Source organism: Streptomyces sp. NBC_00433 (genome assembly GCA_036015235.1).
Classification (GTDB): Bacteria; Actinomycetota; Actinomycetes; order Streptomycetales; family Streptomycetaceae; genus Actinacidiphila.
The window spans coordinates 4,202,990-4,216,066 of sequence record CP107926.1 but is presented as its reverse complement, the minus strand read 5'-3'; the positions used below and the strand labels follow the sequence as shown (position 1 = coordinate 4,216,066).

Sequence of the window (13,077 nt, the reverse complement as noted above, 5' to 3'; positions counted from 1 at the left end):
ACGCAGGGGCGCGAGGAGCCAACGCAGAACCACGGCGACGACGGTGACCGAAACGGCCGTGACGGTGACGGCGACCAGGAGCGCGGTCAGGACGATGCCGACCGTGACGACGGCGGCGACTGGCCCGGCGACGACGCCGAGGGCGGGGGCGGGCGGTGCGGGGGCCAGCTCGGTAGTAGTCGGTTCCGGAGAAGGCGCCGAAGCCTGAGGCGGCGGACCGTGCGCGAGCTTCCGCGTCGCGGGCCTGGTCAGGATCCAGGCAGGTTGATCACGTACCCGTTGCCGGAGTCGCGCATGGAGCGTGCCAGTTCAGATACGCCACGTGCCTGTTCGGCGGACAGGCGTCGTGCCTCCCACCGCATCGCGGCGGCATCCACGGCTTCCGGAGCCGGAGTCCGCGGCACCTCAGGGAGCACTACGCCTGTGAAGGCGGCCAGTTCGAGGGGCGTCGATACCCAGCAGAGCCGCGAAGTCCACCGCCAAGCGGGGCGTCAGCTCTTTCCGGCCGGACCCGATCACACCGGACGTGGGAGCCGATGTGCCGCACCCATTGCCCGGCCGCGCTGTCCAACGGCGCCGAGTCCTCCGGAACTGCGCTATCCGCGAGAATGAACAGATCAACCGCATGGAGCCCCAACGGCGCCGCCAGTTGCCTCAGCATCTCGTCACCCGGGGTCTCCCCCATGAGTACCGTTCGGACCTGGTCCACGTTCGCTCCGGCGCGGTCGGCCAGTTCTTCCGCACCGACCCTTCTATGCTCCAACAACCAGGCCAGCCTCGCGCCGAGACCGGGGCTCTCTGTCATGCGGGACAGCCCTTAGCCAGGAAGGGCCTGCGAGGCTCGGTCTCGCGCCGGCACTCAGCGCTGTGCTCACGTTGACCTCTCGCACCGTGCCCGATGGAGCGGTGAACCAAGGATAGACGCGGTCACCCGCCATACCCTCCACGCCCCCGCGGAGCCACAGTACGTCCTGATCAGCATGCGTTTCTGGGCGCCCGAACCCCATGATTCCCAAGCTCAGAGCGCGGGTTCGATTCCCGTCATCCGCTCCATTGCAGAGCCCAGGTCGAACACCTGGGGCTTTTCTTTCTCTGGACCGATTCGAGCTTGGCGCGCCATTAACACGCAAGATGCCATCGAAACTGCTGTCGAGCAGGTATCGCCCACCGTTGCGAAGGAGCAGGTGTCGGCCCGATTCCCGCGGGTGCGAGGAGCAGCAGGGCAGCTGGCGGGCCGTTCCGGCCAACATGGGTCCATCCCCGCGGGGCGAGGAGCGGACCCAACCTGTGCCATCACCGAGGGGCGAGCCTCGTAGCACGAAACCCTGCCCGACAAGATCAACTCGATATTACTTGCAGGATATAGCTCGCCTAGCGCATACTGGCTCTGTGAGCTGGGAAGTCATCCTGCACCAAGAAGTCCACGACGGTATCTCGATCTTGCGGAGAAGGACCCGGAGTCGGCCCACCTCGTCGGAGAAGCTATCGATCTTCTGGCGGAGTCGGGCCCAACACTCGGCCGGCCGCTCGCTGACAGGGTCAACCGGTCCAGGCACCACAACATGAAGGAGTTACGTCCCGGCTCGGTCGGCGCCACCGAGATCCGACTACTCTTCGCGTTCGATCCCGAGCGGCAAGCTCTACTTCTCGTCGCCGGGGACAAGAATGGGTCTTGGAACAGCTGGTATGACCGCAACATCCTGATCGCGGACGACCGCTACGACAGACATCTTCACGATCTTGATGAACGACGCCCGGGTAAAAAATCGTAGACCACTTGAGAGGATTGACCATGCCCGACTGGAAGGACACCAAGGCTCAGGCCGCCGCCATCCACGAGGCGAACGGTACCCGGATCAGCGACGAGCGCAGGACAGAGATCCGCGAGGAGATGGAGTCCCGGATCCGCGCCTACCGCCTCGCCGAGATCCGCGAAGAGCAGGCCCTTACCCAGACCGAAGTCGCGAAGGCAATGGGTACCACTCAGTCCAACGTCTCCCGGTTCGAGCGAGGCGAGCTAGGGCATTCCGAGCTGGCAACCATCGCTGCCTACGTCGAAGCACTGGGTGGCAAGCTCCGGCTGGTAGCCGACTTCGGCGACCGTCAACTACGCGTTGGATGACCCTGATCACCGACCGGTGAGCCAGCAGTCAGTGGGGGCGCCACACCGACCCGCCCTGGGAGCACAAATCCGCAACGCGGGCGCCTGTCATCCGTAGGAGGAGAGCAGGGGCCTGCCCCCCACACGGGGCCCGTCTCGACATTCGCAAAATGGCAGTCTCGGACGGTAACCGTCTCATCCGGCCGACCTTCCCCAGGTTCTCGGAGGGGGTTGCAGGTCGGGCCAGGTGTCCAGGCCCCCAACTCCGACGGCTGCAGACTGCTCCTCGTACCTGATGTGAAACGTGCGACCTGCGTGCGTACGTTCCGCACCGCTTCCGCACCACGCAAGGCGGTTCAGCGCGGTCAACCATGTCGTTGGTTGAGGCTCAGGCTGGCCACCTCGGTGTGAACCTTTGCTGATCAACTCTGGGCCGTCTCTGGGCCGTGCGAGGGTGCTCGGCAGCGGCCGTCCGGGGCCGTGAGCTGATCGACCGGGCCGCGGCGCTTCGGAACGGTGGAGCGGGCGAGCGACGCCTGCAATCGTCCGGGTCGCAATGCGTTCGACATGGGTGCGGCTGATCTTGGAGGATCGGCCCATGAGTCTCCTCGTGCACACATTCGTCTACGACGCCGACGGCGGCCGCGACTTCTTGGAGGACCCCGAGTACGGCGAGACCTTGGCCGGCTTCGAGAGCACCCGGGCCCGCTTGTGGGGCGGCGAGGCGATTCGCTCCCTGGGCTCCCGATTCTTTCCGCGATTGTCTGACGGCGACCTCTACGTCGAGCGCGGCGACATCGAGGACTTCCTCGCCGAGTGCGCGGCACTCCGCCCTCACCTGGACGGCCTTGCCCAGCAGGGCGGTTACGACTTCGACTACGTCACCGAGCGCTTCAACAACATCGTCGCAGCCGCGGTGCGAGCCAAGGCCGAGGCCGGTGGAATCGTCGTGTGGTAAACAGCGAACCCCTGCTTCTGCCTGCGATCCCGCATCGCGGATGGGCGGCTTGGATACGGGGCCTTTGGAGATTCGCGTTGGGGGCTGCGGAGGCACTTCGTGCCGCCAGGGATGCCCGCGCTGTTACTGCTGCTGTCGCAAGTGCTCGGTGGCTATCACCGGGCAGTCCCTGAGATGGGTGGGGCCTTCGTCGCAATGTGCTGGTCGGGGCGCTCGTCCGCCAACTGCGCTGGCGTCGCCGTAGGTGTCTGGCGGGATCACCCCCACCCTTCTAGGACTTGCGGCGCGCCGCTGCCTCGGACTTTTCGACCCAGCCGAGGTACCCGGGCAGGGGCGTCGACATGTCGACGCGTCAGAGGAGGTCGCGCCAGAAGGGGGTCGAGGCCTCCGGGTTCCAGGTCTCGTCCACGTCTCCGCGTGCCGCGTCGAACTCCCGGTGGATGTAGTCGGGCAGGTCCAGGCCGTAGTAGATGATGTCGGTCTGCCACAGCGAGAGCACCGGGTGACCGAAGGTGCCGCGGCCGGCGGGCACGTAGCGGTGGGCGTACACGGGCACCAGCACCGGGACCTTCGCCAGGTGGTGTCGCGCCGCGTCCAGGGCCGCCGGTCCGGCGGCCGGGCGCTCGCCCCAGCCCTCGTACCAGAATCCGTTGTGCTCGACGTCGAGCAGGACGCCCTCGACGGGCCAGTCGAGCTGTCGGCGCAGGCTGTGCAGGTCGCCGCCGCGCCATTCGGGCCACGGCCTGGACCAGGTCTGCCCCGCCTCGGGGGCCACGTTGACGGGGAGGCCCGCCGCCAGGAACGCCCGGTGGTCGTCCGCGAACTCGAAGCCGTACTCGCGCTCGATGCGGCTGAACTCGGCGTCCGTCAGGCCCGGCTCGAACGCGTAGCGTCCCGTCCGCACGAGACGGCGTGCGGCCTCCGCACCCAGGGCCGTTCCCTCGCTCGTCACCGCCGCACGGTAGCGCCGACTGCGAACCGTCGTCACTCGGTTATTCGAGGGCACGGGAAAGGTCTGCCCGCCCGCCGCGACGGCCCGCGCGAAAGGCGGCCGGGTCCGCTCAACAGGGCTTGCGCCATGCGCCGTTCGCGTGAGGGGATCGGGGGATGACGAACGATCAGGCAGGGCTTGAGGCGGATCTTCTCGACGCCGAGCGTCGGTTGCAGGCCGCCGTCCTCTCGGGCGATGTCGACGCGCTGGACCTTCTGCTGGACGACCGTGTCGTCTACACAGGTCCTGACGGCCATTCCGTGACCAAGGAGGAGGACCTGGAGGCCCACCGTTCGCGGAGCCTGGTCGTGGAGGTCTTCGACCAGGAGGACCTGCAGGTGACGGTCGCCGGAACGACCGGGATCACCCGCGTGCTGGTCACCCTCCAGGGCGTCGCAGCGGGGCAGTCCTTCGCCGCCCGCCTCCTCTATACGCGGACCTGGGTCCACGCGGACGGCACCTGGCGCGTCCTGGCCGCCCAGGCCGGCGCGGTCCTCGACTAGCCGGCGCCCCGGCGCCGTCAAAGCGATCGGCGGCCGTGCCGCCGCCGGCGGCGCTCCCGGCACGAAGTAACCTTCGCTGCATACGTGCCCCCGGGCCGCGGTCGGTCCGCGGGCCGGGGGCACGTGTGCGCGCGACGAAAACGCGAAGAAAACGCAGCGGAAGCGCGACGAAAGGAGCGGGGCTCAGCTCGTGCAGCCCCCGCATTGGCACGGCCCGCCGGACTGGCAGCCGCAGCCGCAGCCGGAACCGCAGCCGCAGGCGCCGAGCAGGGGGAGCGGGGTCCGCAGCGCGGCCGCGGCATCGGGCGTCGGACGGTCTCCTACGGGAACGCGTAGGCGTACGGGCTTGGGCGTGGGGGTCTCCGGCATCAGTGCGCCCTCCTCAGGCTTAGCTGCTCACCAGTGAACTCCCACGCACAGCCGCGCATCAAGGGCGCACAAGGGCATATCGCCCACCGGTGCACCACGCGCACGCCCCCCGTGCGGGCTACGCGCCCTCCACCTCGGTCGGGGCCGGGGTCATGGCGCCGACGTGCTCGCCGGTCACCAGGTAGACGACGCGCTTGGCGACCGAGACGGCGTGGTCGGCGAAGCGCTCGTAGTAGCGGCCGACCAGGGTGACGTCGACGGCGGTCTCTATGCCGTGCTTCCAGCGGTCGTCCAGCAGGTGCTGGAAGAGGGCGCGGTGCAGTTCGTCCATGCGGTCGTCGTCCGCTTCGAGCTGCAGCGCGTCGTCGACGTCCTTGGTGATGATCACCTCGGCGGCCTTGGCCATCAGCCGCTGGGCGAGCTGGCCCATCTCCAGGATGGTGCTGTGCAGGTCGTGGGGCACGGCGGAGACCGGGAAGCGCAGCCGGGCGAGCTTGGCGACGTGGCGGGCCAGGTCGCCGGACCGCTCCAGGTCGGCGCTCATCCGCAGGCTGGTGACGACGATGCGCAGGTCGGTGGCGACCGGCTGCTGGCGGGCCAGCAGGTTGATCGCCCGCGACTCCAGCTCGCGCTGGAGGTCGTCGACCTTCTCGTCGGCGGCTATCACGCTTTCCGCGACATTGAGGTCCGCGTCGAGCAGCGCGGTGGTGGCGCGGCCTATCGCCGAGCCGACCAGCCTGGCCATTTCGACGAGCCCGTCGCCGATGGAGTCGAGCTCCTCATGGTATGCGTCCCGCATCGCGATCCTTCCATATGTGCAGAATGTACTCAGGCTGTACTCAGACCTGTACAGAGGCGTGTACGAGGCTTGTCCTCCACGCTGCCACGCTGGTGGGCTCGGGCGTACCCGTCGCGCACCCTGAGTAAATCAGCCCCTACGTGAAGGTGAACTCTTGGCAACGTACATCCGAGAGGTAGCTCTCAGGGTTGTCGAGCGCTTGTGCAGGCCACCTACCCTGGGGCCATGGACGTGAACGCGGCAGTCGCCGCAGCCAGTGCGATAGCCGGTCTCCTGACCGGCGTGATCGCCGTGCTCGCGTTCCGCTGGAGCGAGCGGGAGCAAGCCCGCCCGACCCGTACCGCGCTGCACACGGACGCCGTGCTCCCGCCGGGAGTGGACACCGTGCTGTCCGTACTGCGCTCGTCGGCGGTCGTCCTGGACGAGGGCGACACCGTGGTCAAGGCCAGCTCGGCGGCATATGCCCTGGGACTGGTACGCGGCGGCCGGCTGGCCGTCGACCAGATGTTGCAGATGGCCCGCGAAACCCGGCGGGACGGCGAGATACGCCAGGTGGAACTCGATCTCCCGCGCCGCGGCGCGGGTCGCGGCGAAGGCCTCGCGGTCTCCGCCCGGGTGGCACCGCTGGGCTCCCGGCTGGTGCTGCTGCTGGTCGAGGACCTCACCGAGGCTCGGCGGATCGAGGCGGTACGGCGGGACTTCGTGGCCAATGTCAGCCATGAGCTGAAAACGCCGGTCGGCGCCCTCTCGCTGCTGTCCGAGGCCGTCATGGACGCCTCGGACGACCCCGAGGCGGTCCTCCGCTTCGCCGGCCGGATGCAGATCGAGGCCACCCGGCTGACCAGCCTGGTGCAGGAGATCATCGACCTGTCCCGAGTGCAGGACGACGACCTGCTGGACGACGCGGAGCCGGTGGCGGTGGACGACCTGGTCGCCGAAGCCGTCGACCGCTGCCGTCACCAGGCCAACACCAAGCAGATCACCATGGCCACCGGAACCACCCCTGACCTGTTCATATGGGGCAACCGGGGCCAGCTCGCGGCAGCGCTCGGCAATCTCGTCGAGAACGCCGTCAACTACAGCCCGGCCCGCACACGGGTCGGTATCGCAGGACGCCGGATCGCCGCGACCGGGGGCGATCTCATTGAGATATCCGTCACCGACCAGGGCATCGGCATTTCCGAGAAGGACCGCGACCGGGTCTTCGAGCGCTTCTACCGGGTCGACCCGGCGCGCTCGCGGGCGACCGGCGGCACCGGGCTCGGCCTGTCCATCGTCAAGCACGTCGCCGCCACCCACGGCGGCGAGGTCACCGTGTGGAGCGCGGAAGGCCAGGGCTCCACCTTCACACTGCGGCTTCCCGAGGCCGGGATCGCCCGCGACCGCGCGCTTCCGCCCGGCACCGACCCGGATGCCGAAGCGGACGCTGAACCGGCCGACGAGCCGTCGGACGACCAGCTCTTTCAGACTCTCCCCGAACACATCCCCGCCCCGGAGGTCCTTCCGTGACACGCGTACTCGTCGTCGAGGACGAAGAGTCCTTCAGCGACGCGCTGTCGTACATGCTCCGCAAGGAGGGCTTCGAGGTCGCCATTTCCGCGACCGGGCCCGACGCGCTGGACGAGTTCGAACGAAACGGCGCCGACCTGGTATTGCTCGACCTCATGCTGCCGGGGCTGCCCGGCACCGAGGTCTGCCGCCAACTGCGGCTCAAGTCCAATGTCCCGGTGATCATGGTCACCGCCAAGGACAGCGAGATCGACAAGGTCGTCGGCCTGGAGATAGGCGCGGACGACTATGTGACCAAGCCCTTCTCCTCGCGGGAGCTGGTCGCCCGCATCCGCGCGGTCCTGCGCCGCCGCGGTGAGCCCGAGGAGATTTCCCCCGCCGCCCTGGAGGCAGGCCCGGTCCGCATGGACGTGGACCGGCACGTCGTCACGGTCGGCGGCGGCAAGGTGGACCTGCCGCTCAAGGAGTTCGACCTCCTGGAGATGCTGCTGCGGAACGCCGGCCGCGTGCTGACCCGCATGCAGCTGATCGACCGGGTGTGGGGCGCCGACTACGTCGGTGACACCAAGACCCTCGACGTCCACGTCAAGCGGCTGCGCGCCAAGATCGAGCCCGACCCGGGGGCTCCGCGCTACCTGGTGACGGTCCGCGGCCTCGGCTACAAGTTCGAGCCGTAAACCCGAAGAGGGTGAACCGCACCCGAAAGGGACCGCACCCGAAAGGGACCGCACCCGCAAGGGCCGTACGGGTAAGGGTCCGGCGCATGGCGTCGGACCCTTACCGGCGTTTCCCGGCGTACGGGGCGGCGCTTTAGGACGTCGGCGTGGCGGTGCCCGTCGGCGTCGCCGTGTCGCCCGGGGTCGCGGTGTCGCCCGGCGTCGCCGTGGCGGTGTCCGTCGGAGCGGGTGCCGCGGTGGACGGCAGCGAGCTGGGGCCGTACGGCTCGAAAAAGCCGGACGCGGGCGTCACGTTGATCGGCAGCTTGACCGCGCCGGTGGAGCTGAAGTTGAAGACCGCGCTCTGCACGTCGCCGTCACGCAGCGCCTCGACGCCGGTGTTGATGGTCGCGGCCGGGTTGCCCTGGCCGCCGAGCAGCACGGTGCCGTGCGCGGGGACGGTGATCGTGCCGCCGCCGTCCGCGGCGGACAGCTGCGCGGACAGCGCGCCCGCGACCTGGACGGCCTGCAGCGTCTGGTCGGCCGAGCCGTTGTTGAACAGGCGGGCGGAGACGGTGGCGGGGCCGCCGGGCTGGGTGAGCACGAAGGCGTTCTGCACCTGGATGTCGCCGACGGTCGCCGACTGGCTGTCCGGTTCGACTTTCAGGGTCTGTGCGCCGTTCCCGGCCGCACAGGCGGCGAGCGGGGCGAGCGAGAGCGCGACGACGACTGCGGCGAGGGCGCCGCGTCGGAAGCTGCGGACCACGGCGGCGGCATCTCCTTGGGCAGATTCTGACGATCTTCCAGCGGCCCTTAGATTACCGAGCCGCTCGCGCGCCCACACACCGGGTGGTCCCTCCGTGACGCGCCCTCACCCGACCGGTCCTGCGCCGGCCCGCCGGCCGCCCGGCAGGACGCGCGCTGTTCGACCGGCGTTCGACCGGTGCTTTGCCGGCCGTACGCCGCTGAGCAGGCCGGGAGCGCCGGGCGCCGCCCCAGGTGGCACGCAGGCAACATGCCCGCAATGTATTCCGGCATTACCACGGTGCGATTACCGGCGGATCGACACGGGAGGGCGCTCGGGGGATTTCCATGAACGTGCAAAATTGGATCTTCGACGGCCGGGAACCCGAACGGAGTAGCGAAGATCCACTCGTGCGGGAGTGACAAACACGGACGTATCGACCGCTGTTCAGTGGCTTCCCGGAGTGTGGTGAGTGTGTTTCCGCCTTGCCGTATACCCGCTCCGACCTGCGGATACCGCGTGCCCGTGGCACCCTCCAGCACGTTCCAGGGGCGCTTGTCAAGCCCCGAGATATGCCCTGACCTGCGAAAACGCCATTCAGATGAGGGCGTTCCCGTGTTACCCTGGATAGCCACGGAAGGGGTACCTGTCACATGACGTTCAAGGTTGGCGACACCGTGGTCTATCCCCATCACGGGGCCGCGCTGATCGAGGCTATCGAAATTCGCCAGATCAAAGGCGTGGACAAGACCTACTTGGTGCTCAAGGTCGCTCAGGGCGACTTGACGGTGCGCGTACCCGCGGACAATGCGGAGTTCGTCGGCGTACGCGACGTGGTCGGTCAGGAGGGTCTGGATCGGGTCTTCGAGGTGCTGCGCGCGCCGTACACCGAAGAGCCGACCAACTGGTCCCGCCGATACAAGGCAAATCTGGAGAAGCTCGCTTCCGGCGATGTCATCAAGGTTGCGGAAGTCGTCCGTGACCTGTGGCGCCGCGAGCGCGAGCGCGGCCTGTCGGCCGGCGAGAAGCGCATGCTCGCCAAGGCACGGCAGATCCTGGTCAGCGAACTCGCACTGGCCGAGAACACCAACGAGGACAAGGCCGAGGCCCTGCTCGACGAAGTCCTCGCGTCGTAAGACCGTCCCTTTCCGGACGTTCTCGTGTCGCGTCCCTCCAGCGCCCACCCACGCTGCCGTGACGTACTGACTAACGCAGACGCAGCCCTCGGACGACCCCCGAGGGACCTTGCCGCGGCACCCGGCTCAGCACGACGGCCGGGTGCTGAGGCATGCGACGACCGCGAGCGCGGGCGACGGGCATGCTGTGCCGCGCGGTGCCGTGCGCCCTCGTCACGGCACACCCGCCACGACACACCGTCACCGCGTACGCGGTCCCGAACGCCCGCTCGTCACGCACACGCCTCGTCGCGCCATACGCAACGCCTACGCTCGCGCCGGGCGCTACGGTCTTCCCGGAGGACTTCACGGAAGGGGTCCTCCGGAATACCGTGCCCTGGCTCCCCGGGCCTCGCCCGGTGATCCCACCCCCTGACTTCGCCCGGGGGCGCCGCCCGGCCGTTCGGCCCGGGGGCACCTCCAAGCGATACCCATCTCATCCAAGGACACAAACCTGCGTACCGCAGCCGTCATTCCCGCCGCCGGACGTGGTGTCCGGCTCGGCCCCGGGGCGCCCAAGGCGCTGCGCACCCTCGCCGGGGTCCCGATCCTGGTCCACGCCGTCCGCGCGATGGCCCGTGCCAGGGCCGTCACCGTCATCGTGGTCGTCGCGCCGCCGGAAGGCGCCGCCGAGGTCCGCGCGCTGCTCGACGCGAACGGGCTGCCCGAATCCACCGAGATAAGGGTGGTGCCCGGCGGTGACGCCCGCCAGGACTCCGTAAGGCTCGGCCTTGCCGCGCTGCCCGACGACGTCGACGTCGTCCTCGTCCACGACGCGGCCCGCCCGCTGGTGCCCGTCGAGACGGTCGAGGCCGTCGTGGACGCGGTCAGGGGCGGCGCCCCCGCCGTCGTACCGGGGCTGCCGCTCGCCGACACCGTCAAGAGCGTCGACCCCGAGACCGGCGAGGTCACCGGGACCCCGCAGCGGGCCCTGCTGCGGGCCGTACAGACCCCGCAGGGCTTCGACCGCGCGATACTGGCCAAGGCCCACGCCATGGTCACCGGGGACGTCACGGACGACGCCGGCATGGTCGAGCAGCTCGGCGTCCCCGTCCTGGTCGTGCCGGGACACGAGGAGGCCTTCAAGGTCACCAGGCCGCTGGACCTCGTCCTCGCCGAGGCCGTACTCGCCAGGAGGAGGGCCAATGGCCACTGATTTCCCCGCGGGCGCCCTGCCGCTGGTCGGCGTGGGCACCGACGTGCACGCCTTCGAGGCCGGGCGCGAGCTGTGGTGCGCCGGCCTGCACTGGGAGGGCGCGGCGGCCGGCCTCGCCGGCCACTCCGACGGCGACGTGGCCGCGCACGCGGCCTGCGACGCGCTGTTCTCCGCGGCCGGGCTCGGCGACCTCGGCGCGCACTTCGGCACCGACCGCCCCGAGTGGGCGGGCGCCTCCGGGGTGGCCCTGCTCACGGAGGCGGCCAGGATCGTCCGGGCAGCCGGCTTCGGCATCGGCAATGTGGCCATCCAGGTCATCGGAGTACGGCCGAAGATCGGCTCGCGCCGGGCCGAGGCGCAGGCCGCTCTCGCCGCCGCCGTGGGCGCGCCGGTCTCCGTCTCCGGCACCACGACCGACGGCCTCGGACTCACCGGCCGCGGCGACGGTCTCGCGGCGATCGCCACGGCACTGGTCGCACCGCTCCGCTGACCCAGGGAAGGGCCGCCGCAAGGGCGCGGCGGCCACTGTTCCGCAAGTGCGGCGCCGCCGAAATTGCGGATGTCCGGTTCCGCCGTGTCACAGCGGACTGGGCACGGGCTGACGCCCACTACCCTGGATGGCGTGACTATTCGCCTGTACGACACCGACGCGCGCCAGGTACGTGACTTCGTCCCGCTCACGCCGGGCTGTGTCTCGATCTACCTGTGTGGCGCCACCGTGCAGGCGGCACCGCACATCGGGCACATCAGGTCGGGGCTGAACTTCGACATCATGCAGCGGTGGTTCCGGCACCGCGGCTACGACGTGACCTTCATCCGCAATGTGACCGACATCGACGACAAGATCCTGCGCAAGGCCGCCGACCAGGGGCGCCCCTGGTGGTCCATCGGGTACGAGAACGAGCGGGCCTTCAGCAGCGGCTACGACGTGCTGGGCTGCATGCCGCCCACGTACGAGCCGCGGGCCACCGGCCATGTGCCGGAGATGATCGAGATGATGCGCGGCCTCATCGAGTCCGGCCACGCCTATGTCGCCGAGGGCAACGTCTACTTCGACGTGCGCTCCTTCCCCGGCTACCTGGAGCTGTCCAACCAGGAGCTGGACAATCTGCGGGCGGCCGAGGGCGAGGTCGACACCGGCAAGCGCGACCGCCGCGACTTCGCCATGTGGAAGGCCGTCAAGCCGGGCGAGCCGTCCTGGGAGACGCCGTGGGGCCGCGGGCGGCCCGGCTGGCACCTGGAGTGCTCGGCGATGGCGCACAAATACCTCGGCGGCGCCTTCGACATCCACGGCGGCGGCATGGACCTGATCTTCCCGCACCACGAGAACGAGATCGCCCAGTCCAAGGCGTACGGCGACGACTTCGCCAACTACTGGGTGCACAACGCGTGGGTCACCATGAGCGGCGAGAAGATGAGCAAGTCGCTCGGCAATTCCGTGCTGGTCTCCGAGATGGTGCAGCGCTGGCGCCCGATCGTGCTGCGCTACTACCTGGGCACCCCGCACTACCGGTCGATGATCGAGTACAGCGAGGAGGCCCTGCGCGAGGCCGAGTCCGGCTTCGCCCGGATCGAGGGTTTCGTGCAGCGGGTCGTGGAGAAGGCCGGGCATGTGGAAGCCGCGGCAGAGGTGCCGCCGGCCTTCGCCGAGGCGATGGACGACGACTTGGGCGTCCCGCAGGCGCTGGCCGTCGTGCACACCACCGTCCGGCAGGGCAACAGCGCGCTCACCGCCGACGACAAGGAGACGGCGGTAGCGCGGCTGGCCGAGGTCCGTGCGATGCTCGGAGTGCTGGGCCTCGACCCGCTGGACCCGCACTGGACGGGCGCCGACCGCGGGGACGACCTGCACGGCGTCGTGGACTCCCTGGTGCAGCTGGTGCTCGAGCAGCGGCAGTCGGCGCGGTCCCGCAAGGACTACGGGACGGCGGACGCGATCCGCGACCAGCTCGTCCAGGCGGGCCTGGAGATCGAGGACACGCCGACCGGTTCGCGGTGGACACTGCGGGGCTGACCGCCCCGCCGCCGCCCCACGTACAACGACATTCGACGCGGCGACGCGACGACGTGGAGACGTAGCAACGTCGAGACGCAGACAAGAAGTGAGAGTGCCCC

General features: G+C 69.4%; 13 protein-coding genes and 2 pseudogenes. 10 read left to right on the top strand and 5 right to left on the bottom strand.

Annotated features, from left to right (window positions below; genetic code table 11):
* Window positions 1-12: 12 nt before the first annotated feature.
* Window positions 13-168, bottom strand: a pseudogene (locus tag OG900_17775) (SpdD protein).
* A gap of 1,239 nt (window positions 169-1,407) precedes the next feature.
* Between OG900_17775 and OG900_17770 the strand changes: the two are divergent.
* The 3 genes and pseudogenes from OG900_17770 (at window position 1,408) to OG900_17760 (ending at window position 3,059) form a co-directional block, all read left to right on the top strand.
* Window positions 1,408-1,772, top strand: a pseudogene (locus OG900_17770) (type II toxin-antitoxin system RelE/ParE family toxin).
* A 20-nt stretch (window positions 1,773-1,792) separates the two neighbouring features.
* Complete coding sequence (locus tag OG900_17765) at window positions 1,793-2,122, top strand: helix-turn-helix domain-containing protein (protein ID WUH91778.1); 330 nt, start codon at window positions 1,793-1,795, stop codon at window positions 2,120-2,122.
* A 577-nt stretch (window positions 2,123-2,699) separates the two neighbouring features.
* Window positions 2,700-3,059, top strand: coding sequence for a hypothetical protein (locus OG900_17760; protein ID WUH91777.1), 360 nt, complete (start codon window positions 2,700-2,702; stop codon window positions 3,057-3,059).
* 352 nt (window positions 3,060-3,411) lie between these two features.
* Here OG900_17760 and OG900_17755 read toward each other — a convergent pair whose 3' ends face one another.
* The gene (locus OG900_17755) at window positions 3,412-4,011 is read right to left on the bottom strand and encodes a hypothetical protein (protein WUH91776.1); all 600 of its coding nucleotides are present in this window, start codon (window positions 4,009-4,011) and stop codon (window positions 3,412-3,414) included.
* 155 nt (window positions 4,012-4,166) lie between these two features.
* On the opposite strand from OG900_17755, the gene OG900_17750 reads away from it, so the two are divergent.
* A complete protein-coding gene (locus OG900_17750; protein WUH91775.1) occupies window positions 4,167-4,553 on the top strand; it encodes a nuclear transport factor 2 family protein in 387 nt (128 codons plus the stop codon).
* A gap of 183 nt (window positions 4,554-4,736) precedes the next feature.
* On the opposite strand, the gene OG900_17745 is transcribed toward OG900_17750, so the two are convergent.
* Window positions 4,737-4,922: a hypothetical protein gene (locus OG900_17745; GenBank protein WUH91774.1), complete on the bottom strand. Its 186-nt coding sequence runs from the start codon at window positions 4,920-4,922 to the stop codon at window positions 4,737-4,739.
* A gap of 118 nt (window positions 4,923-5,040) precedes the next feature.
* A complete protein-coding gene (gene phoU, locus OG900_17740) occupies window positions 5,041-5,721 on the bottom strand; it encodes a phosphate signaling complex protein PhoU (protein WUH91773.1) in 681 nt (226 codons plus the stop codon).
* A gap of 225 nt (window positions 5,722-5,946) precedes the next feature.
* Between phoU and OG900_17735 the strand changes: the two genes are divergently transcribed.
* Together OG900_17735 and OG900_17730 are read left to right on the top strand one after the other, a co-directional pair.
* Complete coding sequence (locus OG900_17735; GenBank protein WUH91772.1) at window positions 5,947-7,230, top strand: ATP-binding protein; 1,284 nt, start codon at window positions 5,947-5,949, stop codon at window positions 7,228-7,230.
* Window positions 7,227-7,907, top strand: a complete 681-nt coding sequence (locus OG900_17730; protein WUH91771.1) for a response regulator transcription factor — start codon at window positions 7,227-7,229, stop codon at window positions 7,905-7,907. Before OG900_17735 ends, OG900_17730 begins: the two co-directional genes overlap by 4 nt.
* Window positions 7,908-8,040: 133 nt before the next feature.
* Here OG900_17730 and OG900_17725 read toward each other — a convergent pair whose 3' ends face one another.
* Window positions 8,041-8,652: a copper chaperone PCu(A)C gene (locus OG900_17725; GenBank protein WUH91770.1), complete on the bottom strand. Its 612-nt coding sequence runs from the start codon at window positions 8,650-8,652 to the stop codon at window positions 8,041-8,043.
* A 632-nt stretch (window positions 8,653-9,284) separates the two neighbouring features.
* On the opposite strand from OG900_17725, the gene OG900_17720 reads away from it, so the two are divergent.
* From OG900_17720 to cysS, 4 genes are all read left to right on the top strand, one after another.
* The gene (locus OG900_17720; GenBank protein ID WUH91769.1) at window positions 9,285-9,767 is read left to right on the top strand and encodes a CarD family transcriptional regulator; all 483 of its coding nucleotides are present in this window, start codon (window positions 9,285-9,287) and stop codon (window positions 9,765-9,767) included.
* Window positions 9,768-10,233: 466 nt separating this feature from the next.
* A complete protein-coding gene (gene ispD, locus OG900_17715) occupies window positions 10,234-10,962 on the top strand; it encodes a 2-C-methyl-D-erythritol 4-phosphate cytidylyltransferase (GenBank protein WUH95809.1) in 729 nt (242 codons plus the stop codon).
* Window positions 10,952-11,452, top strand: coding sequence for a 2-C-methyl-D-erythritol 2,4-cyclodiphosphate synthase (gene ispF, locus OG900_17710; protein WUH91768.1), 501 nt, complete (start codon window positions 10,952-10,954; stop codon window positions 11,450-11,452). Before ispD ends, ispF begins: the two co-directional genes overlap by 11 nt.
* 132 nt (window positions 11,453-11,584) lie before the next feature.
* The gene (cysS, locus tag OG900_17705; protein ID WUH91767.1) at window positions 11,585-12,976 is read left to right on the top strand and encodes a cysteine--tRNA ligase; all 1,392 of its coding nucleotides are present in this window, start codon (window positions 11,585-11,587) and stop codon (window positions 12,974-12,976) included.
* Window positions 12,977-13,077: the final 101 nt, after the last annotated feature.

What these genes read in the sequence shown, in the direction of transcription:
- OG900_17765 (WUH91778.1), top strand. Translation starts at nt 1,793, where the DNA reads ATGCCCGACTGGAAGGACACCAAGGCTCAGGCCGCCGCCATCCACGAG.
- OG900_17760 (WUH91777.1), top strand. Translation starts at nt 2,700, where the DNA reads ATGAGTCTCCTCGTGCACACATTCGTCTACGACGCCGACGGCGGCCGC.
- OG900_17750 (WUH91775.1), top strand. Translation starts at nt 4,167, where the DNA reads ATGACGAACGATCAGGCAGGGCTTGAGGCGGATCTTCTCGACGCCGAG.
- OG900_17745 (WUH91774.1), bottom strand. Translation starts at nt 4,922, where the DNA reads ATGCCGGAGACCCCCACGCCCAAGCCCGTACGCCTACGCGTTCCCGTA.
- phoU (WUH91773.1), bottom strand. Translation starts at nt 5,721, where the DNA reads ATGCGGGACGCATACCATGAGGAGCTCGACTCCATCGGCGACGGGCTC.
- OG900_17735 (WUH91772.1), top strand. Translation starts at nt 5,947, where the DNA reads ATGGACGTGAACGCGGCAGTCGCCGCAGCCAGTGCGATAGCCGGTCTC.
- OG900_17720 (WUH91769.1), top strand. Translation starts at nt 9,285, where the DNA reads ATGACGTTCAAGGTTGGCGACACCGTGGTCTATCCCCATCACGGGGCC.
- ispF (WUH91768.1), top strand. Translation starts at nt 10,952, where the DNA reads ATGGCCACTGATTTCCCCGCGGGCGCCCTGCCGCTGGTCGGCGTGGGC.